Raw genomic sequence first — 23638 nt, 5'->3', positions numbered from 1 at the left:
CTGAACAGCTTGAGCGCGCTCGCACGACCGCACGGAGCGACGCGGAAAAAAAGGAAAATATGGCGGCGGCGTTTAAGTTGAGGACGTTTCTGGGGGGTGCGCTGGAGCGATACAGGGCCGGGGGGGATGCGTCGAGCGTTTTGCTCGCTGCGTCCCAAAGGGAGCGCGCTGCCGTTGGGGTCGGGCGAGCGTTTCTCGATGCATGTGCTTACGTGCTCCAAAGCGAGAAGGGGTTATTTCCATCGGTGCCGTTGAATGAACGATTTGCGTTCCTGTTATGGCTAACCGAGATTTTGCTTCCCGCTTCTCATCGGTGGCAGATGGGCGTCCTGCAGGCCGCCGCCCGGGCTGCAGCCCAGTCAGGGCATGGCTGGTTTGCATTGCAACTGGCGCGTATGGAACTGCGGCTAGCGCGTGAGCACAGGTCTGCGGTCGAGGATCGCGCGATGCTTTATGTCAGGCTGGCGTTCGCGGCTGACTCCGCAGGGCGCACGATAGCAGCTCTCAGATTGCTCCACTGCGCGCGTCGCGTGCTCGAAAACGGGGGGAGCGATCCGCTTGGGGGCGAGCTGATCTATTCTCTCATTGGCGTTTGCGAGGCATTGAATTGCCGGATCGTCCGCGCGATCACATCGTTTACGCAGGCAGAGAATTGCGCCGGCCTGCGACCGGATGCCGACCCTCTCCAGGTTCATGTTGCATGGATAGAGAGTCTTTGCCGGGCAGCGATGCTTCCAACACGCACGCGCCCGACTCTAACGATTGTTATGTCTGGTGTCGACCATCTTTTGGCCGAGGCGAAAGAGCCTAAATCGAAAGCGATGGACCTAGATATGCTCATCTTTGGGCTTGAGCGGACTAGCTACGCCTATCTCGGAATTTTTTCATGTGCTCTTGCAAATCGCCTGATTGAAATCTCAGACGAAAATCTGGACCTCGAGTCAAGAGCGATAATAAAGCTTAACTACGCAAACACCTGGCTGGCCGCGACGCATGTCCTATCGGACTACAACAAGGTTGCAAGAATTCAGTTTGAGTCTGTCGTCAGCATGCTCTCGGTTGACGGGGCAATGCCGGAGGACCGCGAGCTCTCATATCAGTTGGCTCATGCCTACGCTGGGATCGGCTTCACTTACTCGAATGAAGCACGCGATACGCAGGGAGGAGAGCGTCGGAGCCTGTTTGACCACGCAACGACCTTCCTCAACAAGGCGACCGGGATTTTCAAGGACCTTGGCCTCAACCGGCCTCACGAAGCCCGCGCCTGGTCAGCTGCTGGGACCGTCGCCAGCTACACAGGATCCGCGGGAGCGGTACACCGCAACTTTGCGGTCGCTTTAACGTCTGGGCGGACCAAGGATGTCGAACGGATAGTGGACCTGGAAGATTTCTTTGTTCCGGATTCGCACGTGAGGCTGACATATAGTGAAGCCTTGGTCAGAATTGGGGAGGAGCAGTCCGCTATCCTGTTCGCGAAGGGGGCTGTCCGCGCGGTCCATCATTCGTCGTTGCCAGAAACAGGCGAAGACCTTGCCAGCACTTACGTACACTCGCGCGGTGCTACTCATCGGTACCTTGTATCGTTGCTTGTTGGGAACGGGAGGTTTAACGAGGCAGAGCAGGCGTTCGAACTATTGAAACTCGACCAGTACGAAAGGTTCATGCGATCCGTGGCCAGTGCCGAAGAGGTGGCGGAAAATGTTGCCGTCACGTCGTTCGAACAGGATGCGATTGAGACTTCAGGTCTGCAGGCTGTAATAAATGCGGCTACGCCGCGGAGCTCGATTTCGAAAGCCGCAATTGAGACGGTCGCCGGTGCCTTAGCGCGACTTGACGGTGACATCCGGGGCGGCCTTCAATCTTCCCTGAAAAAACCTATCGACGAACATCGTTACGAAACACACGCACAGCGCAACGAAGACAGGAGTGACTGCGCGATGCTGCAGTATGTCGTCGCGAATAATAGGTTGTCGATACTTGTTTCGGTTGGAGGCGAGCAGATATCGCGCACGGTGAATGTCGATCAGAAAGACCTATTGCAGGTTGCATTTAATCTGCGGCAGGCATGTCGGACGCCGTCCGATGCGATGGATAACGTGATGTTGTCTGCATCAAAGTCCCTCTATCAAATCCTCTTTACACCTATTGAAAGCCTGATCCCCGATGCGGTATCGACGATTTTTATCGAAGTTGACGATGTGCTCGGCATTATCCCGTTCGCACTTTTGCACGACGGACAATGCTATTTGATTGAGCGGTTTGCGATCGTCAACCTCAACCGTGGTGCCAGGCCTTCACAGGTTCAAGCGCTCGATACTGACGCGCAAGGTTCGAACCATGTGGCACTTTTCGCAGTGTCGCACTTGCCTGGCGAGGAGTTGCCAGGTGCTTCCGCGGAGATAGCGATTGTTCATGACACGCTGCTTGATTCGACGCATGACGTCGAATGCGCCGGGTATCTTGACGACGAGTCAACAATTGATGCTTTCCTGCGCGAAGTGTCACGGCCTCGCAATGGGCAAGGTGCGCTCCACATTGCGACCCATGCCAGATTCAATGCCACCAGCGAGGAACGTTCCGTGCTGTCCCTGGCAGATGGGGATCTGACCTTGGGACGATTGAAGGATGAGATACGGGCGCGAGGTTGTGACACTGCGTTCCTTGCTCTCTCCGCTTGCGGGACTGCTCGGCGTGACCTTGATGTCGACGGGTTTACGACCACGCTATTACGTGCCGGAGTCAAGGTAGTTCTCTCGAGTATGTGGGAGACGATTGATGAGAGCGCAGTTGCGCTCTTTGGCTTGTTCTATAAATCGATAGACAACTTCGCGTCATCAAAGAGCGTGGCTCGTGCACTGCAAAAAGCACAGCTAGAACTTTTGTCGGTGCATGAGTCCGGAGGCGCTGTCCGATTTTCACATCCGGCAAACTGGGCACCCTACGTGGTTTCAACCAGCAGAATAAACTGATTCTCTAAGCAGCGCGCTGGATGCCGATTGCCTCTACAAGCTGTTTGCGCCAGCGTTACGATCTTGCAACCGGACAACTACACCAACGCCGATGGACATTGATCAACTGTGCCGCACAGTCAGAACCCCAGCCGAACTTCGAAACCTGCCGGGCTACGTAGCAAAGGTCAACCCCGCACAGGTCGGCCTGCGGCGCGTCATCTGGCCCTACGGTTTTCCATCCGAGACGCATTGTGCGTTGACGAACTGCGGCACACCGCACAAGGTGGGGGTGATCATCGAACTTGAGGACGGCACCGTCTCCAACATTGGCCACGTCTGTGGCGCAGACAAGGACAAGTTCTCGTCGAAGTTTACGCTGGAGATGCTCAAGTTATCGGAATCGCGACGTCGGGATGCGATGTTACCGGTCCTGCTTGACCGACTGGCACTTGAGGGAACAGAGCGCCAGGTACGTGCCGCGTACCACGAGGCGGTGAAGTGGGTCAGTCGTGTCGAGGCTTTCGCCACAGTTTGCCCCGAGGCAGACCGGGAACTGAGACGACGGATCAATGGTGGTGCCACTTTGGCAGTGGCCGACATAGTCGAGCGCTCGGAATCCGAAATCAGTGACATGATTGCGTCTGGGCAGGCGCGCAACCGCGCTGACGCGCGCTACAAGGAAATTGAAAAAGGCGTCATCCGCGGTTCGGGCGCACTGTCGTTAACCGAACAACGGATTTCCTCACTCTGGCGTCGCGCGGACGCGTTGCTCGCTGCCGATCCGCAAGCTGTGGATATTGCGGTGCTCCAGAAACTATTCAACGAGTCAGTTCATTTGCCGGAAGATGCAAGACGCGTCCTCGAAGAGTGCGACGCAGCGCGCGTGTTCTTTACCCCGGCGAACTTCGCGTTGATGGTTTTGTTGCCGATGGCACAGAAGGGCCGGGACGCTCTGAATGCCCTTACGATAGACAAACTCGACAGCGCTACGATGCGCCCAGTCTCACGGCAGGCATCTGATAACGACGAAGGGGATCGGCCGCTAAACAAGAAGCAGCGCGACATCCAGAGGAAGACAGAAGCGATCCAGCGCGCAGCACTTCGCATGATGAAGCGATAGTGCTACCGGTCGGGTGGGGCCCGCATTGGTCCACCCGTTTGCAATGCAAAGCGTTGCAGAAGATTCGAAAGTGGAAATCGGCGTGAATCGTGTGCTTGGGGGCGTTAGATTCCCCTGTGGAAATCCTTTCTCATGCCGTTAACAAATGCTGGCGGATCAGCGCGATCTACTCGCGCATCAACGGAATTTCTATGGCAAAGATCTATTTTGTTGTTATGGCAGCCAACGATGATTTGGCGGCTGCAGTTTTGGATACTGACAAGTTGCCTGAGGGCGTGGAGTCCGGCATTGTCGAGTCGCCGTGGTCGCAGGCAACGGAAATTACCGATTTCGTCCTGAAAGATTTGCAATACGGCCTGCAGATAGTTAACGAGCTTGCCGCCTGCAAGCCTAGTCAGAATGCCGCCAGATTTTTCTCAAAAGTTGCTAGCTTTTGGGAAAACCTGCCACCCCAGACGGACGGTGAAGAGAAGGATGGATTGTTTGGCATTATCGCGACGCAAGGCCAATTCATCCGAACCTCTCCGGAAGTGGCGCGCGACACTTACAACAAGTTGCGTGATCTTCGTGCGCCGAGGGAAGCCTAGCGGGGAGGATCTCGACAAAGGTTTCGCGAAGGGAGATAGTCGGTGGCGGTTCAGTGAAGCAGGCAATTGCAGTGCGTCGCTGTTGAAAACAGCCCCGTCTGAGCACTTGCGATCAAAGCCGGTGAGTCTTTTGCCATTAGCCTGCCCATCCAGTCAAACTGACGATGAAGGAATTATGGAGAGGACGAGCGCGATCAACGAATTTCTTTCGGCACTCGGGAAAAGCTGGATCAAAGACGGCAGATATTTTTCCGTGAAGACATACGTAGAGGCCTGGAGGAATCAGCCGAATTGGTTGAATAACCCCAAATTGAGCGTCACGTTCCAGTTCGATTCGAATTGGATGAAAATCGAGATTGATGATCTTCAGGGTTATGGATTCCCATACTACTTCGATACACGTCGTCAAACGATGACCTTGGTCGAAGATGACGACGGGCCGCGCCTCCGTATCGACGGAAGCGATGAGCGTGGCGACTTCACAGTTGTGCTTACGCCAAATTGCCTTAGGCAGGCTGCTCGACGCCTGGCCAAGGCTAGACGATCACTGCTTTTGATTGACGAAAGCGAGGAGGATTGATTCGGCGCCCAGTATCCGGGTGTCCTTTCGACCCTTTAGGGCGCCTGGGGTGCCGGCAGCCTTATTCACCAAATGGATGCACAAATTGGCGACCCGACGGCGAAAGCGTGGATCGTTAGATTCCTGCGCACGCATTTGCACGTGGAACAGGTTTCCGAGGCTGAGGATGATCTCACCATGCTGTTGGAAGCGCCAGCGAACTTATTCAGCTACGTAGAGTGATCGTCACACGTGAACCAACAATGTCAAGCCAGCGAACTACGAGGTGGTTGTTTCAAGCTCGAGTGCGGAGATAATCCAGTCGCGTTCGAACTGCGTAAGTTCGGCAGAACCAAATCTTGCGAGTGCAGCAAGCCGATCTGTGAGGGCGGCCTTGCTTTCCCCCATGTAAAATCGCTCTGATATCTGAATAGGTATTCCTTCCTCATCGAGGTCTTTGAGTTCCTCCGGAAGAAACCATCGACTCATTTTTTGAACGAATAGGCTATAGTCGGCGACAACTCCTGCTGACTTTACGAATGCTTCGACCAGCGAAAACCACTGAGGAAGACCGTATTCGCAAGCGCGGAGAAAGCGAAAAACACTGTCGTAGTTCTCCGCGGAGCCTTGATACTTTGCGTCATATTCGTTCAAGAAGCCTTTCATGCTTCCGGCCATTCTCAACCCGTTGATGAAGTACGTCAGTGCCTTGGCTGTGCGTGCGCCGAACTCGCTAGGAGAGCGCTCGCAACATAGCACGTTTACAACAGCCGTAATATCTTTGTACCGCGGAATTCCCGTCCACGAGAGGGATGCTCGGTTGTCAAGAGCACTTTCGACATGCGCTTTCAGCCGTTGAGCCGAGTCGAGGCCCAGCGAGGCAGCCAATCGCAGTCCTGCCCAGTCGAGCGCCAGAGCATTACGGACTGACGCAACCCGGCTATCCGCTGCCTTCTGAGACGGTTCCTCATCTAATTGAACTACGTAATCCAACGGCGCTAACTCTTCATCGGCGAACAACGTTGGAGCTACCTCCATGTCTTCGTGCTCTGGCGCCTCATTGAACACGAAGACCTTCCCCACATGGTGTTGTCCAAGCCTTCCCGCGCGTCCACGTATGTTGGAGTAGGTGAAGAAGTCGTATGGCTCTTTATTAATCTTTTTGTCGTATATCAAGACAGTTTTCGCTGCGGTGTTCACCCCCTCGATGAGCGTAGATGTGCAGAATAGAACCGGCAACGGTCTTTGCGGCTTGGGTCGAGCTTGTAAAACTCATCGACGACAGTGAGGTCTAACCTGCCAAGGTCAGTCCGATGAATCAGACGCTCCTGCGTCCCGAGGAAGATGGTTGGGGTATCTCCGGGCGCCTCATCAGAAGGATGCATGACGACAGCGAAGCGAGTATCGAATCTTCGACGCAAGCGTCGCCGAAATTCGTCGAGCAGTGCAATGGTCGGGAGTACGATCGCGACGCGTGAGTACCGTCCGGACGCGAGAAGCGCATCAATAAGGAGGCTTTTCCCGAAGCTCGTGGGTGCGCTCAGAATCAAATTTCGTCCGGCAAGCAACTCATTCAACGCCTCTACCTGTTCGCGATGAAGTGTGATGCCGTCCAACTCTGGTACGGTCACCGATTCTGCCAGCAAGAGGTCAGGCTCCGACGCCACAGTTTTGTCAATGTAGTTCCATAGACCAGACGCCCTGGCGAGCGCACTGAACGGTTCCCGATACGATACGAGTTCCGGTCGATCTTCTATGAGCTGCGCGAGCCTCGGAACGATATCTAGGATATCCGGGTCGTCACGTTCCTCGCGTTGAATCGCGCTCGCCGCAACTCTCAGGATATCAAAGACCGTTCCTTTCAAATCGTTGCCTCGTTGCGATGAAATCCGGTTCCATTGTTCGCTAGAGATTTGCATGGCTAGTCCTCGATGGTCAAACCTTTCAGTCGTTTGTCGAACGCCTTTGCAATTCTGTCCTTCGACTCTAGCGGGACGTAGATTAGATGCATTTTGATCTTACTTGGCAGGCCAGACTGCTCCAATTTCTCGCGCAACTCCGTCAGTTCACCATAGACACCCTGGACATATTCGGCGGTGTGGCTCTTGTGAGAGTTCACTGCATCGCTATCGCACGCGATACATACTGGGAAAACGGCATTCTGAAAAAGCGCATCAATGGAGGTTTGATTTGCCAGTAACTTCCGAATTTTGTCTGCGTGGGGGAGCGATTGCGCTACTTGTGGACCCAGCAGAAACTTCTCTCGTTTGAGGAACCCCGCATCTATGTGTTCCTTCACGGATTTGATTGCTGCTGATATTGCCGCGACGCCGCTCTTGTAGAACTTCGACTCGCCAAGCCAAATCTCGAATGTGCCGTCATCAACGTATCTGACATGTGCCATGTCGAAGGATTTGACAACATCGTTCGACGCCGTCTTGTAGAAGACACGAGGCGCGAGGGGAATCGTTTTGAAGTAGTCACGGCAGATTGCGTGCAGCGTAATTTCGCCAAGCTCCCCACGCTTTTCATAGGCCTTTGTGGAGTAGACTCGTGCTGCGGCCTCTTTCAGGCGAACATAGATGTTGCCGTGATTTACGTTCAGTTCGTCCTCTTTCAGAGCATAGTCGGGCAGCCATTCAATGATGTGGTCGGCGAGCGCCGAACATCGCCACTGACTTATCTCGAAGCCCGCGCAATAGCTGTCGTGCTGCCATGGCGAGGCCTCAGAATGCAACTGAAGCAGCAGCCGCGCGGGAGTGCTGTCGTAGACGTTCATCTTGGGCGTGCTTTGGCTACGGTAAACGCGTGATTGTTTAACCACGAGTTCGGAGGATAGGTCTCTCTCGCGTGTCATTTTCCCCTCTGCTGCTCAAATGAGACAGGGCAGCTCTTATGCGATGTATCACGCTAAGTGCTATGCGTCACCGATTTTGGGTCTTGATTCGCCGAAAATCAACAGATGACGCGCCTCTTTTTAACGGTGCTTGCAGAAAGCGGACGACCTCAGAAGCGAAGAGGAACTGAGTGTGCATAGAATATGCAAATCGCATCGTCCTGTTTTTGGTCTCACGCATGGTGGAAAGGACGAGCGAGGCGTCGTAAATGAGTTGATTGACGGAAGTCATGGCCAACTATCTGACACTATGCTTGGACAGCAGGCGGTCGAAGAAATCCATGACGCATTGTTGTGCACGTGGTCCGACCTTCCGCTGGTCGAGGTCGACATCTAGGAATTCGTGACCACCGAACCGGTACACCTCGTAGCCCATAAGACGTAATCGGCGGTCCTCCGCTGCCATCTCGGCATAACGCTGGGCGCTCGCGATGTAGCGTTCGGGCGCATTTGGGTCTTTCATTGCGTAGTGGTGACGACCGTCAATCTCGATTACGATGCGTATGCCTTGGTCGAGCATCAGAAGGAAGTCCATGCGCTGACGCGCGAGGAACTGCTCGTCACCGCGCTCGCGACGCGTGTAAGGGTCGTAGTGTAAATAAACCTGCGGAATGAGCGCTGGCAGGCGCTCGCCAAGCTCTTTGCCATAGCGCTGGTAGTAGCCCTGAAATAGTGCGAATTCACCCTGAGAGCGCGTGCCAATAACCGATTCACGAAGGCGCAGGAAAAGCTCCTCCTTCGCTTTACCTGCAGCGTCGATACCCCGGAGTTCGGCATACCAGTCGCGAAGGTCCGTCCATAGCAAAAGGCCAGAGCTTGGAAGCGGGCGGTCAAAAACGAGCACCTTGTCGGCATGCTTTACGATTTCGACGTCGTTGTTGAGGGCATCGCTAATGACCAGTTCAGGCTTTTCTCCGATCGACGCGAAAATCAGATTTTTCATTGCGCCGGACACACCTGGCTGTGCGCGAACAACGCCGTAGATGGCGTACCCGGACTCGACCGAGGTTTGTCGCACCGTAAAGCCGTCTCGCTTCAGAGCGCTGCCAAGCGCAACGGCAAGCTCCGCCTGCTCGTGATCGCGGCGCGTTAACGGGTGCAATAGTTTGTCTAGCAGCGCGAAGAAGCGCGTCTGGCTACAGGTCAGCGCGCCGCATTGCACTAGCAGCTCTCCGTGCGACCAGTCATCGTTGCGAACGCAATGCTGGACAATTTGCTCGCGCAAGCTCGCGTTCTCGTCCCACCATGAGTCTCCGGCCCGAAGCGCTGCTGTGCCAAATACCTCCGCGACGCTGTCAATCAGATTGAGTTCACCAAAGAGAGAGGGTAAAGAATTAAGGACTCTGAGCACGTCGCGGCGAACCAGTTGACTCACGCGATGTTCAGCGTGGCGTGTCATCTCGGTCAACGTCTCGGCAAGATCGTTGCTGTGATACTCGCGAAGCACTCGTGCCGCAAGGTCGAGGAGCGCGGGTTCGTCCCAAGCAAGGATTCGGCGCCGAACATAGAGCCGTTTGCTGCCAAAGGCTTCTTGCCCATCGTCCGGCCCGACTTCATCTTGAACGCCGAAGCGTGCGCATACCTCGGGAATGTCATAAGCCTTCGCTGTGGCGACGGCCTGCGCTATAAGGTCTCTCAACGTATCGAGAGGGACGATCGGCGGTTTGACGTTCGAAGTGACCATCGTGCCTCCACATGTTGTAGTCCAGTCGCGTTGCGGGTTCTCGCCCCCTCAAGCGGTTGAGCAGTCGCTGGGGAGGCCATTTCCTGCAATTCGCGAGACGTGGCCAACTATCACGCGACGGATAAATGAGTTCGCCCATCGCGCGCCTGTACGTCCTAGACGTCCTGCAGTATCGCCTCGACGCGTTCGAGTCCTTTGCATAGGATAAGCGGAGATGGGTGCCCGCTGGCGAGCGCTATTTGCGAGCCACTGTTCGCCCGAATGCGGTGCCGACCTGTCGGGCGCGTCTCGCTTGGTCTCCGTGAAGGTAGGTCGAGGTCGTTGCAATCGACGCATGCCGCAGGTTGTCGCGCACCGCGACGAGCTCGACCCCCGCATCCAGCGCGTGCGTGGCATGCGTATGCCGCAGCCAGTGGGGACTGGCGTGCCGCAGTTTCGCTGCGAGTGCCGGATTGCGCGCCTCGATGTGCTCTGCCGCCTCCCCAAAAAACTCCCCCATCATCTGCCGCAGCCGCGCCGCACTGATGCCGGCTGTAGCCAGCGCTGTGCCATGCCGGCCCGCAGCATGATGCGTGTCGAGCGTGCCCACCAGGGGCGTGGCCGGCTGCCAGCGGCCGCGCCGGACCGGCAGGCCCCTTGCCTTCAGATACGACCGCAGCGCGTCGCGCGCGAGCGGCGGCAGGACCACCCAGCCCGCCTTCGCCCCCTTGCCGGTCACATTGAGCCACCACGTACCCCGTGCCTCCACCGCAATGTCGCCGAGCGTGGCGGCGACGAGCTCGTGCGCGCGCAGGCCGGTGGCGTAGCCGAAATCCAGCACGAAACGCAGACGCTGCGCGGCCGGCGTCGTCCAGCGGGTGGGCCCGGCCTGGCTGCGCTCGAGCCGGCTGGCGAGCGCGCGCACGGTGGTCCACTCGCGGCCCTCGAGGGCATGCGCGGTGTCGAACGGGGTGCGCGCCTGCCCGCCGCGCACCGTGACGCCGGCAAACGGATTGACGACGACATAGTGCTGGTCGACCAGCCACGCGAAGAGCGCGCGCAGCACCGCCAGCGCCCAGGCCGCGGAGCGCGCGCTGAGTCCCCGCGTGAACGGGCGCCAGGCGGGCGAACCGCGCGGGCAGCGTGGCCCGGTCCAGCGCGCGGCCGGCGCCGGGCGTCGCAGGAAGCCGCGGTACGCAATCGCGTCCTCGGTCGTCAGCGACGAGAGCGGGGCGCGGCGCTCCACGATCGCCCACAGCAGCAGCCGCTCGGCTTCGCGCCGGTAGGCGCGCGCCGTGTGCGGCGACTCGTGCAGCGCCAGCCACGCCCCGATCGCCTGGACATCGTTGGTGGCGGCGAGGCCGCAGGTGTCACGCGGCGCCCGGAAGCGGCCCCGTGAGCCGTCGAGTGCCGTGGGCAGTGACGCGAGCGACCAGGCCGGCAGCAGGCCCCCTTCAGCCCGCGTGCGCGCGACCAGCCGGGCCGCACGGTCGGTGAGGTCTGTGTGCCGGGCGAGGAAGGCCGCGACGCCCTGCGCGCCGGTGGCGCCGAGCCCGGGGACCGGGTGCCACCAGCGGCGGCGCCGGCGCATGACGAGCAGGAGTTCCGCGAGCGTGCCGATCCCGGCGGCGGCCAGTGCCCGTGCGGTGCGCGGCGTGACCCAGCGGGACACGTCATCGGCGGGCTGTGGCACCGGGACGGGCGTACCGCGCAGCACGTCGAGCGCCGCCACGACCTGCGCGGCGCACGCGGTGCGGCCGGCGGCCGGCCCCGTGAAGAGCGGGATCAGGTCATCGCGCTGCCGGGCCCGGGCGCACGCCACGAGCTGCCGGCGGATGCGGGCGATCAGGCCGCGCGAGGACTGGCCGTCGTCGCGGGCGTGCGCGAGGTAGTGCGTGACGGCCACGCGCGCGGTAAGCCCTTCCTGCCAGGCGCGCAGCGCGGCGAGCGATGACAGGGAGGGAAGGGTGGGGAGGCCGGGCAGTGAGGTAGCCGGGGTAGCGGGCGTGCCGCGGAATCGCCGGTTCCCCTGCCCGGTGGCCGGGACAGAGGCGGTTTTCATGGGAACAGTTTAGGTCGCCAGGGAGGCGTTTGCGATAAGAGCGTCTCACGACAGTTGTGGGGGCGATCAGCGACCACCGGCAGACATCTACACGGGGCATGGTTAGGACATTGCCTCTGGCATCAGCGATAGCCGTTGAGAAAGTCGAACCAGTCATGCGCGTAAGCGCAGCCGTGATCGGGAATGCCCGAACCGGCGAGCTTCCTGTCGAAGAACGTTCGGGTCGGCTCGGGGATTTCATCCAGACGCACGTATCGGAAGCCTGCGTCGTTCGTGTGAACCTTCACCTGCGGTTTCGCCGGTCGCGCTGGCAATGCTTCGATATCCTGATTCAGTGCAGCGGCAATGCCGCGGGCCACGAGGTCCCACACGCTGGCCGCCCATCTGGGATAACTGCGCACCACGGCGCGCTCTCCGACCTCGCTGAGCACCGCATCTTGCAGGGCCACCCGGTAATCCGCGAGTGCCCCGAACCGCCCGTCACTCACCCGCGCGATATCCGCCGTCGCGATGACGCGTTTTTCCTGCTCCCGTCCACCGGGCAGCAATTCAACAGTGATTCGAAGCATCTGCCTCTCCTTTGGGTAACCGTCTCATCCGGTGTCGCAATCGCGTGAACATGCATCGAGGCGTGCCGCGGGACCGCCGGATCCCCGGCCCGGCTTCCGCGTGGACGGGGGACAGGCGCGGTTTTCATGGGAACAGTTTAGGTCGCGCAGGCCGCGCTTGCGATAAGGGTATTTATCGCAAACGCACTGTCCGGCCATGCACCCTGGCGGAGGTCGCGACCGCGGAAGCCGCGCGCCGGGCAGCACTGCACCCCAAGCCGGACCGTCCGGCAGCGTGTCAAGGCGCCATCACACGCGCTGCGCGGATCGTGACGGCAGTCGTCTGTCTGATGCCTTCATTGCCCCGCGGGGTCGCCGGTCGGGAATCCCGTGGCGGACGTGCGACTCTCGAGGCAGCCGCAACGGCCATGCGCCGGTCGTTCTCAGATGTCCTCGCAGCGCATCCCGGCCTCGCCGCGGGTTTCGCGAGACTGGCGTACGGGCAAAACGCTGATGCGGAGCACGCTTCGGGTAATCACCGCGAAGGCTCGCATGGATCGCCCTGATCCCGGGTCAGAGTTGCCTTTCGACTGTAATGCACGGGAGCGGTCGCAAGCCGCGCACCGATGACGGTGTGTGAGGTGCCAGGCAGCGGCCCCGGTCGCTGAACCCTGGAAGGCCCGAAGCGGATTCGGGTTTGCCCCGCAGACCCTCGCATGTCGAGCATCGACGCCTGCACCAGGTAGTGACGCCGTGATAGTCCCGGCGTAGTGACACCCGATCGGACCTGTGTTGAGCGGGGCCGATTGAGTTCCGCCGCATTTCTCCCGACGGTAAGATGCGGGTTGAACTGATGAGTCGAACAATGGAGAAAGTGGACATGGCATCGGGATGGTTGCCGCTAGTGCAGCAGTTCGACTGGTGGGGCACGTTCAAGGTGGCTCTGGCTTCGAGTGTTGTCAGCTTGATCGTGACCATCGGCTGGAATTCACATCGGGACCGACGTGATCACCGGCGCGAACGGCGCGACGCTGCGCTCGAAGTCGCGCTCTCTCTTGAAAGATACGCGCGCACCTGCCGCGCCATGATGCACAGGGCCGAATGGGCATCAGCAGAAGCGATTCGCACCGGCAGCGGTCAACCGACGGTCGGCGTCCATGTCCCTGAATTCTCGTTTCCCACCGTCGAATGGAAGTGGCTCAGTCACAAGATCACGTCCGTGCTGCGAGACTTTCCGGCGACAGTCCACTATGCCCGGGAGTATGTCAGTTCGACCTGGGAATACGTCCTTCCTCCGGATGTTTGCGACGACGTGGAGTTGGAGTGCGCGAGGCTGGCAAAACAGGCGCTCGACCTGGCGCGCCTGACGCGCCAGAGGCATGGCGTCGCACGGTGGAGGCCTGCGAACGCAGACGCCGGTCTCGAGCGGCAACTGGACGAAAGCATCGCCGAGGGAGAAGCGCGCCGGAAAAAGATGCTCGAGGAAGGGGCTGTGGCGCTGTCCAGCGAGCTGACCCCGCTGGCCGGTGACGCACCGCGAGGCAGCGTGTGACCGGAACGTCATCGCTGCTTCGGAAGTCGGCCGTCGGGACACGCCTCGGGGCCGCAAGGCGTCACCCGGGGAGTCGGGTAGGTGAGCAACGGAAGGTCCATTCGCACGGACGCCTGACAGGGCGACCATGAAGAAAAGTGCTTCGCGCCCCTGATAACGAGTGCCATCTTTGCGCGCCCGGGCGCCGCGTGCAGGGTGGAGTGCGCGGTACCGGTGTGGTTACGCAACAGAATCTCGCTGCAAATATAAGAAAACTTATCGTAATAGCACGGTCCGCTTTGCCGTCTTTCGCCGAACATCGTCGCTCACACAAGTAAATCTGGTAAGTAGACCCGGGGAGTTGCGCCCCGAGGCTCCCGCAGAACCGTACGTGAGGCTCGCGCCTCATACGGCTCCCGTTATCCAACCGATACACCAACGACACGCCAGTGGACAAACAACCGAGGGTATCGGTGAAGTGGGACTCGATGGTTCACCAAGGTTTCGAAAATCCATTGAGCTACAGGAGCGCATTTCTCAAGCGGCCTTCACTGAATGCGGCCGCCAAGGTGGAAAAATCGTCAGCATCCACTCCCGTGGCGCTGCGCAGCGAACTATCGAAGCGTTGGCGAAAGCGCATGATGTAGGCTATCCAGTCCTGCACTGGTTTTCCGGGGGAGTCTCCGAGCTTCGAACGGCAGCACGCCTCGGCTGCTGGTTCAGCGTCGGGCCCGCGATGCTTGCCGGCGAGAAGGGCCGCGGCCTGTTGAGCCACATGCCGCTGGATCGTGTTCTCCCGGAGACTGATGGACCGTTCGCCACGGAGGGCGGCGTTCCTTTGAAGCCTTGGGATGCTTGGAAGATCTGCACCACGCTCTCAGACGTATGGGCGATGCCTCGCAGCGCCGTCGAAGAACAGCTTCGGACCAACCTCAAACGTCTACTTGGCAGCCAAACTTGCCGCCAAAGAAGCACTGTTTAATAACATGGCGATCAATATTTGAAAGCAGGACTACCCTTTGCGGCCAGCCCTAGTGACATGTTCCGCAAACTTGGCGAGCCGGCTTCATCATTTTTTGCACCCCTGCCGGACATGGGTTACAAGACCGCTTACAGAATGGTTCTGACCGTCAAGACGGCCTCGGTCTTGCTTGCAATTACCCACATCTAAAGCGCGAAACCTGTTAACCTGGCATACGTCACGTTCCATACGCACGCGGGATGGCCGGTAAGCGACACGCGGATGATCGTTCGTGGTTCGATCTGGAAGTCCGGGGAAGCGAATTCTTGGACACCAGGCTGCGCCGCCGCTTCGCAGGGACGGCATGGGCCAGACGATCCCGTTCGCCTGTCAGGACGGGGCTTCGACTAAGGCTGCGTACAGGTTTCTGTCCAATGACCGCGTCAGCGAACACGATATCCTGAGCGGACATTTCCATGCGAGCGCCCAGCGTGTGAAGGCCACCGCTCGTGGCCGAGCAAGTTTGCCACCGTGATTGACGCAATCGAATTCATCCAGTTGATATTCGTTGTTACGCGCGTGAGCCGACGCAAGCGAGAGACATCGCGCCTCGACAAGACGGAGAGTCTCCCTGAGCAAGCGGTCCTTTCCGAGTTCCGTACGCCTGGGACGGGAAGAAATCGCAGGCACTGGGAATGACTTCGACAGCGGCTCCGTCGGGGATTCCGAAGGCGACGGTACGGACAAATCGGGAGACTGATTGCATGTACCAAAGACATAACCGTGAAACGCGTATCGGTATTGCCATCGCGGCGCTGGATGCGCTCGAATACCTCAATGGGCTCCCTGGTGCGGTTTAAAACGGACTCCGTGGGCGGTATTATTTTTATGCGATATGGGTTGCGTGAAATATATTGAAAGGTATTGGTATATGGATAAACAGAATTTTTTAAAAGGACGTTTCATTCATATTGAATGAATTCTCAAAATAGTGCTTGACTATGATGTATCGCTCGATCAATCTAAAAGGGCACCATGTGGTGCTAAACAAATGGAGTTGTTCACATGAACAATGCAAAACTTGCATCGGCCATTCAAAGCAATTTCGATCTGAAGACGCAAACAGTCAATCTGACCGGCTTCAAGAGCGGTCAGGTTGAGCATCTGTCGCTGGCTCAGCTGGAAGGCATGCGCAGCGCACGCAAGCCGGTTTCGGCCTCCAAGTTCGGGCTGGAAACGATCTGCGGAGCCAGCTGCGACACGGGCGCCCAGTAAGTCGGGACGGGTTTCCTGGACCGCGCTTGCGCGGTCTTTCAGATAGTGGATTTTCTACTTTTCTTATCGGTTGGTTTAGGTCGGCGCGAGAGGAATATGAAAAACAATATGGCTGAAACTCCCAGTGTTTTTATCGTTACTGCTCACGGTCGGCAACCGCTCGAGGCAGTGGGCAATGAGCGCCTTTTCGAACTTCTCGATCGCCACCATGTGCCGTGGTCCGCAGTTTCCATTTATACGGTCCCCCGCGATGGCGGAGCGCCACAATTGCGTGCTTCGTTGGACAAACGTCTGTCCGAATTCAACGATGTCAGCGATATTCTGCTGTACTTCAACCGCAACGTAAATCCATTCATATTCAACGTCGCGAACTTCGTGACGTTGAAGCAGGCCGGCGAGCATGCGTCGACCGAATATTTGTATCAGCGGCTCGATAATGAACGCTCAGCGTCCGACATTTTCCTCAAAAAAATGACCGAGGAAGAGTGCAAGGACGTGATCGCCCAACGCGTGGGCGACGTGATTCGAGACAATCTGCCGCCGGGTTCCGACCTGGTGGTGGGCGTGAGCGGTGGCGGAGACAGCAACGCGCTGCTGCACGCGTTGAGCCGGCTGGACGACATGAAGCTAAGAATTCACCCGGTGATCATAAAAGGTATTCCAGACTGGGATAAAGGCGTTCCGAGAGCGGAGGAACTTTGCCGCCGGTATGGCCTGTCACTCACCATCGTCGAGGACGCGGAAGTCCAGCAGATCCTCGGGATCGAAAACCACTCGACCAGTCTCATCACACGTTTTGAACGGGAATTCGCCGGCGACGATTTCGAATTCCTCGGCACGCTGCTGGTTCGCCTCGCGCTGATCCGCCACGCAGAAGCGCTTGGTACCCCATATATCTGCACTGGCCTGAACCTCGAAGACGTGCTGTGCGAAGCCCTATTCCGGACCACGAATGGGCAGGGCCCTGCCGGCATCCCGGTTCGCAGCATCGGCGAGTACCGTCTGTTGTTTCCGCTATGGCTGTGTCCGAAGCGGATTATCGACGGGTGCTTCCCAAAACAGTCTCTGGACAACTACGACGCGCGCTATCCGTGCTTTTCACTGGGCCGCAATCTCTATTACAGCATCGTCTACGAGCTCCAGTCGCGGTTTCCGGCTTTCACTGAACAGCTTGCGCATGGCTACGCGGAACAAAGCCGCAAGAATCCCGTGGTCTATCAGTACGACGAGCAACTGGGCTTTCATGTCGAGCGCTTCGTCCCTTTCCCGCTTCGCCAGAAGTTCGAACGCATGCTGCGCGACGTCGGCACACCCGCCTGATCCGTCCGAGGCCACGCCCGGCAGAATTTGAAACGGTCTTTGGACGCGATTTGATGACATCTTTTTGCATTGCGCTAGTGGGAGGCGGTCCGCTATCCGTCTATGCGCTGGACCGGCTCGCAGCGTTCGCATCGTTGCGCGCGGATCACCGCGCATTGGCTGTCTGGGTCTTCGAGCGCAGTGGTCGGTTCGGCGCGGGCGAAGTGCATGACGACCGCCAGCCGGCATCGAGCGCGATGAACCGGGCGGCTGGGCAGATATCGTTCGCGGCGGACGACGGCAACCGGTCGGCGGGACCGTTGTTGCCTCGCGCGTTACGACCCACGTTCGCGGAGTGGTGCCGGCAACGGTCAGTCGCGACCGGCGAGGCGCTCTACGACATCGACGCGGTCGATCCGCCGTCGAGACGACTGCACGGGCTCGCGCTGTGCGATGCGTTCGAGCGGCATGCCGCCGTACTCGAAGCGCTGCCCGGTGTGACGTTCCAGCGCGTGGGCCGTGAAGTGGTCGACCTGAAGCCAGCCGCAGGCGACGACGGATTCGAGGTGTGGCTGGACGGTGACGCCGCGCCCTGCGTCCGGGCAGATGCCGTGCTGCTCATCACGGGTCATGCGCATAACATCGTGCGGCATCCTCGTGACGATTCGCCGCGAGCGGCCGCGCGCAGCGTCATTGAAACGCCGTATCCGCTTGCGGACAATCTGGCGCAGGCTTGCGTGCCGGAAGGATGTGTGGTCGCGCTGGACGGTCTCGGACTGTCGGCCATCGACGCCGCGCTATTCCTGACCGAAGGGCGCGGCGGGCGGTTCGAGCGTACCGGCCGGCCGGGTGACGTTGGGCATGTGACGTATCTGCGCTCGGGCCGCGAGCCAGAGCGTATCGTCGCGTACTCGCGTTCCGGCTATCTGCCGCTCTGCCGCGCGCTCAATCAGAAGCTCGGACATCCGGAGCTGGAACATACCGGGCAGTTTCTGACGCGGGCCGCGATCGATGAACTGCGAAGGCATCAGGGAATCGAGATACCGGCCGTCGACGGATACGACGCGATCCGCGCGCTCGATTTCGATCGCTCGGTGCTGCCGCTTGTCGTGCTAGAAATGGCGTTCGTGTTCTATCGCACCGCGCTAGGCGCCGCGCATGGCAACGCTTTGATGAACGCGGTGCGAGCCCGTTACGCGGCCTTTGTCCGCTCCTGTCCCGTAGACACGCCTCCTGCGGACTGCCTTGTCGCGCCGTTGCACGACTACGCAACGGCGCATTGGCGCGCGGAAGAGCGCGAAGGTGCGCACGCGCCGGGATTCGATTGGCACGCGTTGGTGGATCCGCTCGGCGGCAGGACCGCAGGCGGCGCGCAAGACACCGGCAGACAGGTATGGATGATCGAGCATCTGTGCGCCGACATCGCCCGCGCGCGGCGAGGCAATGTGGACGATCCGCTCAAGGCCGCGTGCGACGGCGTCTGGCGCGACCTTCGCGGGACTATTGCTTACGCGGCGGATAAAGGCGGTTTGACGGAGCGTTCGCACCGGCATTTCATCGACCACACGCTGAGCCTGTACAGCCGTTTGTCGAACGGCGCCGGTATTGCCGCGATGGAAAAAATCCTCGCCTTGATGCAGGCGGGTGTACTGGATTTGTCGCTGGGCCCGCATCCGGATTGCACGTTCGACGAGACGCTTGATCAGCACCGCCTGAGTACCCGTTCTGGCGCGCTAGCGATTCGGGCTGATCGGCTGGTACGGGCGCGGCTGTCGCCTTTTGTCGCATCGGCCAACGGTGGCCTTCTTTACGCCAATCTGTTAGCGCGCGGCGTCGTGCGGGAGTGGGTTCATCCGGATCGTTCGGGCGGCGTACGCTATGCGCCCGGCGGCTTGGAATTGAACGATGCGCATCATCCGCTTGGCCGGGACGGCGAGGCGACTCCAGCACTTACGATTTTCGGTAGCCCCACGGACGGTGTTCACTTTTTCCAGAGTAGCGCCGCGCGTCCGCTGTCCGATAACAGGATCCTCAATGAGCTTGCGCGTTGGGCTGCCGATGTTTTGGACGTGCGGCATGAGTGCGTCGCGAACAAAGCGGACGTGACGCACCCGCGCGTCGCGTTGGCGCAAGGGGGCTGAATGGAGCAGCCCGCTTTCGCGCCTCATGCCGGTATGACGGCTGTCCACCCAAAACTGGCTGTCTCTCTCGCTACATTTCGCGAGCGCATCTCACGTCTCGTGCAGGACGAAAAGTCGAGCGGAACTTGCCGGTCGATAGTGATACTCGCGCTCGATGGCATTCCCTTCGACCTCGCCCGTGCCTGCTGGCCGCAAGCTCAGGTCGAACCAATGTCGTCGGTGTTCCCGACGACCTCGAGCGCCGCATGGATGAGCGCGCTGACCGGTCTGAGCGTGGCGCGTCACGGTATTCCGGGCGTGGTATTCGGAATGGGAGGCGCTGGCGCCGATCTCATCAACCTTTACGACTACCAGGACGAGTTGGGTGGACCCGACGACGGCAATCTGTTCAGCGATGCCCGCGACGCCGGCTACACGCCGCTGGCCATGGCGGGCGATCTCGAAGCCGCGCCTTGTTCGTGGCTGCACCGCCTGCTCGCGCACTCGGCATCCCGGCGGTCCCCCCGCTTTTACGCCGGGCTTGCGCGCCATGCCGAGCCTCCGCGCGCCGCGGCAATCGTCGAGCGCTTGCGCGTCGACATCGACGCAGCATTGACGCCTGCCACGCCGGATCGCCCGGTGCTGTGCTGGTGTTTCGTCGAAGTGGACCGCTATATCCATCTCTACGGATACGACGACCATGTCACCTGCCTTCTCCTTGGCGTCGAGCGGCTGGCGACCGACCTCGTCGAGGCGGGACATCTGGTCGTCGCGCATTCGGATCATGGTCTGGTTCCCAACGTGCATTGCGCCGAGGTGGAGGGCGCCCTCGGGGAGATTGCCCAACGCTATGCATTGAAGATGGGCGGCGCGGGACGGACCCGCTGGTTCTACGGGCCGGCGGAGCAGGAAGCCGAGATTCGGGCTTTCGCCGCCACGCGTCTGGCGGGCGTGGCGACCGTCCACTCGACTCTCGATTATTTCGCACGCGACTCGCTGGCGGCGGCTCGCGCCGGTTCGGTGATCATTCAGGCTGTCGGCGAGCGGTTCATTGGCGATACCGCGTTTACGCACGATCATGGTGCAATGTCGGCGATGGAAGTCGCCGTGCCTTATGCAGTCTGGGGCGTGACCTGCTCCGAGGTCGCGCAAGCGGAGGATGCCGTCAGATGCTAGACGCAGTTGTCCGCGGATTCCTTCTGGATTGTCCCGTGACAGAGGCCATGAACCTGTTGCGCGCGGTCAGCGCGTTCGACCGTTTCCAGGCGTCGGACGGGATCGGTGCGGCGGCTGGACTCGTCGCCGATGCGGCAAGCGCGCTGGGCCTGGACAGCGTGACGGTGAAACTCTTCGAGGCGAACGGGAAGCCGCGCTGGTGGAGCTTCGAGGCGCCACTTGCATGGAGCCCGACTTTTGCATGCTTGTCGTTCGATCCACCTGGTGGCAGCCGGCGCGTTATCGATCACGCACAGTCGCCGTTCGCACTGGCTACATATTCCTGCGCGACGCCGGTCGATGGCAGGCGGGCCGCGTTGGTCCGCTTCGATCCCACCATGTCCGACGCGGCCATGAAGGACGCGATCCTCGTGATCGGCGATAATCACAAGGTGCGGCCCGAACATGTCGTGCGTTTTCGCGAGGCGGGCGCCTGGGGCTGGCTCGCGCAGGCCGGTGCGAATCCTGCCGCGCGCGGTCGGATCGAACTGCCGGCAGCCAGCAGCTTGTTCGCCTTCAGCCTGACCGGCGAGGAACTCGACGAAGCGCTCGCCTGCGCGAAACATCGTGGCGCGGCGGAGGTCCGGATCGAGATCGACGCCTCGGCGTGCATGCCGGTGGTGTCGGCCTGTATCGAAGGACACGGAGACGACGAAATCTGGATGATGGCACACCTTTGCCACCCCCGGCCAGGCGCGAACGACAACGCGTCGGGCGTGGCCGCTGTCTGGGCGTGCGCTGCGCTGCTCGCGGCCGCTGGGCGCGAAGGGCGATTGGGTGCCCGGCATCCGTCGCTGCGTTTCTTCTGGATGCCGGAGTTTTGCGGCACGGCCGCCGCGCTGCACGAACTCGCGATGCGCATGGGCAGACAACGGCCGCGCGCGGTCATCAACCTCGATATGGTGGGCGAGGACCAGACACAGTGCGAATGCCCGTTCATTGTCGAACGTTGTCCGGGGCAGCAAGGCTGGGGGCTGTCCGCGCTAGCCGAGCAGGTCGTCGAGCGGGTTTTCGAGCTGACTAGCGAATTCGGGGGTAGTTGGCGCGCTTCGGGTTACCTCGGCTTCTCCGATCATTCGCTGTTCGCCGACAGTTCGGTCGGCGTGCCGGCAATCCAGATGACCCATTGGCCGGACCGCTTCAATCACTCGTCGGAAGATACGCCGGACAAGGTGTCGGAAGCGGAGATGCGGCGCGCGATCGCGGCGGCCGCCGCGACAGTGTGTCTGACGTCTCATCTATTCCAGGACGCGCGTGCCGTCGGCGACGACTGGTTGCGCGCGTGGCGCGACAAGGAACGCGCAGCACTGCATGCGGCGGCGCACCGCTACCGAGAGACGGCGCGCGGCGCGTGGAGTGCAGGCTTTCTGCAAAGTACGCTGCCGGACCTGCTCGACACGAGGCCGTTTGGTGCCGGTGTGACGGCTCGCGATGCGGCGCGCGTGCCGGGCGGCCTTCGGCGCATGTGGCGCGGGCCGTTCAACGCGCGCGCAATGACCGCTGCGCTGCCGACAGCGCGCCGCGACGAGCTGGCTGCGCTAATTCGCGCGAACAAGCTGAATCTGGCTATCCTTAATACGATCGCGTTGCTGCTGGACGGCACGCGCGATCCGTCGGCCGTGCGGCAAGCCATCTCGCACGCATTTCGCCGGCCTCTGGACCCGCTGTCGATCGAACCGTTACTGACCTGCTTCGTCGAGTCGGGTTGGGCTGTTGTGACCGATGGACCTGCGTTAGGCGTACATGCGCCGATGCCGCAAGCCGCGCCGGCTTGTGCTCCGGACTCGTCGTCGGATCATCCCCTTTCAAGCGCAACCGCTAAGACCCATGAATGACAAATTGCCGTTAAACCGCCAAGCCACCGACTATATCGATCCTTTGCCCGCTCCGCACGACTGGGCGCGACTGACGGCCGCGCCGGCCAAGCCGATGCTGTTCGCCACCGACATCTATTTTCGCGAATGCTGGGCAGAAGCGGTCGGGAGTTGGTCAACCGACACGGCCGGCGTGGCGCGGCGTCTCGGCCTGCTCATTTTCAAGCCGGATGCGATCGTCGGGCGGCGCGTCGAGCGTGCCGTCGAGTTCATGAATCGTCATGGGTTTCGCGTCGTTCATGCGTCGGTGGTTCACCTCAACCGTTATGTCAGCGCCGAGCTTTGGCGCTACAACTGGAACTTCGCGACGGTCGACCGCATCCGTCTGTCGACCTTGCTTTACGATGCATGCGACACGCTGGCGCTAATCGTGGCCAACAGCGATCCAGCCGCGGACCACGCGCCGGTGCCCGTCTCTGTGCGCCTGAGCGAACTGAAGGGCTCGGCGTCCAAACCGAACGGCGACGGCACGCGGATGCGCGAGTTACTGGGCATGCCCAACCGTCTGCTGAATTTCGTGCATATCGCCGACGAGCCCGCCGACATCATTCGCGAATTGGGCATCGTGTTCGATGCGGCCGAGCGCCAGGCCGTGCTCGACGGCATCGCGCAAGCGCTCGACGGATCTGCCGAAGTCGATGTCGCGACGCATGCTTCGCACCTGTACGAGACTGTTAGGGAGCACGATCTCGACTTCGGGCGCTCGCTGGAACGGCTGGTCGCGAGCGGCGCGATGTCGCCCGAGGCCGCCGTCGGCATGCGTGAAGCCAGCGGTAGCCGTTCGCTGACGTGGCCCGAGCTGGCACGCACGATCGCGCTCGATGAACACAATCGCTGGGATTTCCTGACCGTCGGCACGACGCTTCTTTGCGACGAACGCGAGGGCCATGCCGACCTGTTGCCTGGCACGGTTGCCACAGATTGGATTCGCGGCGATCTGTCCGGCCCGAACGCGGGGCGCGCGCGATGAGCGGTAT

Annotated in this window: 19 protein-coding genes; 13 read left to right on the top strand and 6 right to left on the bottom strand. The window is 60.2% G+C overall.

Features of this window, described 5'->3' with window-relative positions:
- Positions 1–212 precede the first annotated feature (212 nt).
- The 4 genes from ACEN8U_RS24730 to ACEN8U_RS24715 all read left to right on the top strand — a co-directional run bounded on the left by ACEN8U_RS24730 (position 213) and on the right by ACEN8U_RS24715 (position 5238).
- Positions 213–2969 (top strand): CHAT domain-containing protein, encoded by a 2757-nt coding sequence (locus tag ACEN8U_RS24730; RefSeq protein ID WP_310110573.1) that lies wholly within the window; start codon positions 213–215, stop codon positions 2967–2969.
- A 91-nt stretch (positions 2970–3060) separates the two neighbouring features.
- Entirely contained in the window at positions 3061–4071 is a 1011-nt protein-coding gene (locus tag ACEN8U_RS24725) for a hypothetical protein (RefSeq protein WP_310110574.1), read from the top strand.
- A gap of 191 nt (positions 4072–4262) precedes the next feature.
- Positions 4263–4658 carry a hypothetical protein gene (locus tag ACEN8U_RS24720; RefSeq protein WP_310110576.1) on the top strand — a complete coding sequence of 132 codons (396 nt, stop codon included), beginning with the start codon at positions 4263–4265 and terminating at the stop codon, positions 4656–4658.
- Positions 4630–5238 (top strand): hypothetical protein, encoded by a 609-nt coding sequence (locus ACEN8U_RS24715; RefSeq protein ID WP_310110578.1) that lies wholly within the window; start codon positions 4630–4632, stop codon positions 5236–5238. Before ACEN8U_RS24720 ends, ACEN8U_RS24715 begins: the two co-directional genes overlap by 29 nt.
- Positions 5239–5496: 258 nt before the next feature.
- Here ACEN8U_RS24715 and ACEN8U_RS24710 read toward each other — a convergent pair whose 3' ends face one another.
- The 6 genes from ACEN8U_RS24710 to ACEN8U_RS24685 form a co-directional block, all read right to left on the bottom strand.
- Complete coding sequence (locus ACEN8U_RS24710) at positions 5497–6417, bottom strand: hypothetical protein (protein ID WP_310110579.1); 921 nt, start codon at positions 6415–6417, stop codon at positions 5497–5499.
- Positions 6414–7136 carry a DEAD/DEAH box helicase gene (locus ACEN8U_RS24705; RefSeq protein WP_310110581.1) on the bottom strand — a complete coding sequence of 241 codons (723 nt, stop codon included), beginning with the start codon at positions 7134–7136 and terminating at the stop codon, positions 6414–6416. The genes ACEN8U_RS24710 and ACEN8U_RS24705 overlap by 4 nt, the downstream gene beginning before the upstream one ends.
- Before the next feature lie 2 nt (positions 7137–7138).
- Positions 7139–7996, bottom strand: a complete 858-nt coding sequence (locus ACEN8U_RS24700; RefSeq protein WP_310110583.1) for a DUF1837 domain-containing protein — start codon at positions 7994–7996, stop codon at positions 7139–7141.
- Positions 7997–8351: 355 nt separating this feature from the next.
- Positions 8352–9797: a hypothetical protein gene (locus ACEN8U_RS24695; RefSeq protein ID WP_310110585.1), complete on the bottom strand. Its 1446-nt coding sequence runs from the start codon at positions 9795–9797 to the stop codon at positions 8352–8354.
- A 235-nt stretch (positions 9798–10032) separates the two neighbouring features.
- Positions 10033–11838 carry a phage integrase family protein gene (locus tag ACEN8U_RS24690; protein WP_310110587.1) on the bottom strand — a complete coding sequence of 602 codons (1806 nt, stop codon included), beginning with the start codon at positions 11836–11838 and terminating at the stop codon, positions 10033–10035.
- A gap of 122 nt (positions 11839–11960) precedes the next feature.
- Complete coding sequence (locus tag ACEN8U_RS24685; RefSeq protein WP_310110590.1) at positions 11961–12407, bottom strand: hypothetical protein; 447 nt, start codon at positions 12405–12407, stop codon at positions 11961–11963.
- A gap of 844 nt (positions 12408–13251) precedes the next feature.
- On the opposite strand from ACEN8U_RS24685, the gene ACEN8U_RS24680 reads away from it, so the two are divergent.
- The 9 genes from ACEN8U_RS24680 to ACEN8U_RS24640 all read left to right on the top strand — a co-directional run bounded on the left by ACEN8U_RS24680 (position 13252) and on the right by ACEN8U_RS24640 (position 23631).
- Positions 13252–13938, top strand: coding sequence for a hypothetical protein (locus tag ACEN8U_RS24680; protein ID WP_310110593.1), 687 nt, complete (start codon positions 13252–13254; stop codon positions 13936–13938).
- A 457-nt stretch (positions 13939–14395) separates the two neighbouring features.
- On the top strand, positions 14396–14899 hold the full coding sequence (locus tag ACEN8U_RS24675) for a TatD family hydrolase (protein WP_413657726.1): 504 nt from the start codon (positions 14396–14398) through the stop codon (positions 14897–14899).
- Between the two features lie 343 nt (positions 14900–15242).
- Complete coding sequence (locus ACEN8U_RS24670; RefSeq protein WP_368608445.1) at positions 15243–15413, top strand: transposase DNA-binding-containing protein; 171 nt, start codon at positions 15243–15245, stop codon at positions 15411–15413.
- A gap of 530 nt (positions 15414–15943) precedes the next feature.
- Positions 15944–16153, top strand: a complete 210-nt coding sequence (locus ACEN8U_RS24665; protein ID WP_310110597.1) for a hypothetical protein — start codon at positions 15944–15946, stop codon at positions 16151–16153.
- A gap of 96 nt (positions 16154–16249) precedes the next feature.
- Positions 16250–17473 carry a hypothetical protein gene (locus ACEN8U_RS24660; RefSeq protein ID WP_310110599.1) on the top strand — a complete coding sequence of 408 codons (1224 nt, stop codon included), beginning with the start codon at positions 16250–16252 and terminating at the stop codon, positions 17471–17473.
- A 53-nt stretch (positions 17474–17526) separates the two neighbouring features.
- A complete protein-coding gene (locus ACEN8U_RS24655) occupies positions 17527–19593 on the top strand; it encodes an FAD/NAD(P)-binding protein (protein WP_310110601.1) in 2067 nt (688 codons plus the stop codon).
- Between the two features lie 138 nt (positions 19594–19731).
- On the top strand, positions 19732–20748 hold the full coding sequence (locus ACEN8U_RS24650; protein ID WP_413657723.1) for an alkaline phosphatase family protein: 1017 nt from the start codon (positions 19732–19734) through the stop codon (positions 20746–20748).
- A 35-nt stretch (positions 20749–20783) separates the two neighbouring features.
- Positions 20784–22622, top strand: a complete 1839-nt coding sequence (locus ACEN8U_RS24645) for a DUF4910 domain-containing protein (RefSeq protein ID WP_310110603.1) — start codon at positions 20784–20786, stop codon at positions 22620–22622.
- Positions 22531–23631, top strand: a complete 1101-nt coding sequence (locus tag ACEN8U_RS24640; protein ID WP_310110605.1) for a hypothetical protein — start codon at positions 22531–22533, stop codon at positions 23629–23631. Before ACEN8U_RS24645 ends, ACEN8U_RS24640 begins: the two co-directional genes overlap by 92 nt.
- The last annotated feature ends 7 nt before the right edge of the window (positions 23632–23638 follow it).

Origin of the sequence: Paraburkholderia phenoliruptrix (genome assembly GCF_047325075.1) — a bacterium.
GTDB classification, from domain to species: Bacteria; Pseudomonadota; Gammaproteobacteria; order Burkholderiales; family Burkholderiaceae; genus Paraburkholderia; species Paraburkholderia phenoliruptrix.
Note: the sequence above shows the minus strand (reverse complement) of the source record. Positions and strands in the feature narration are given on the sequence as shown.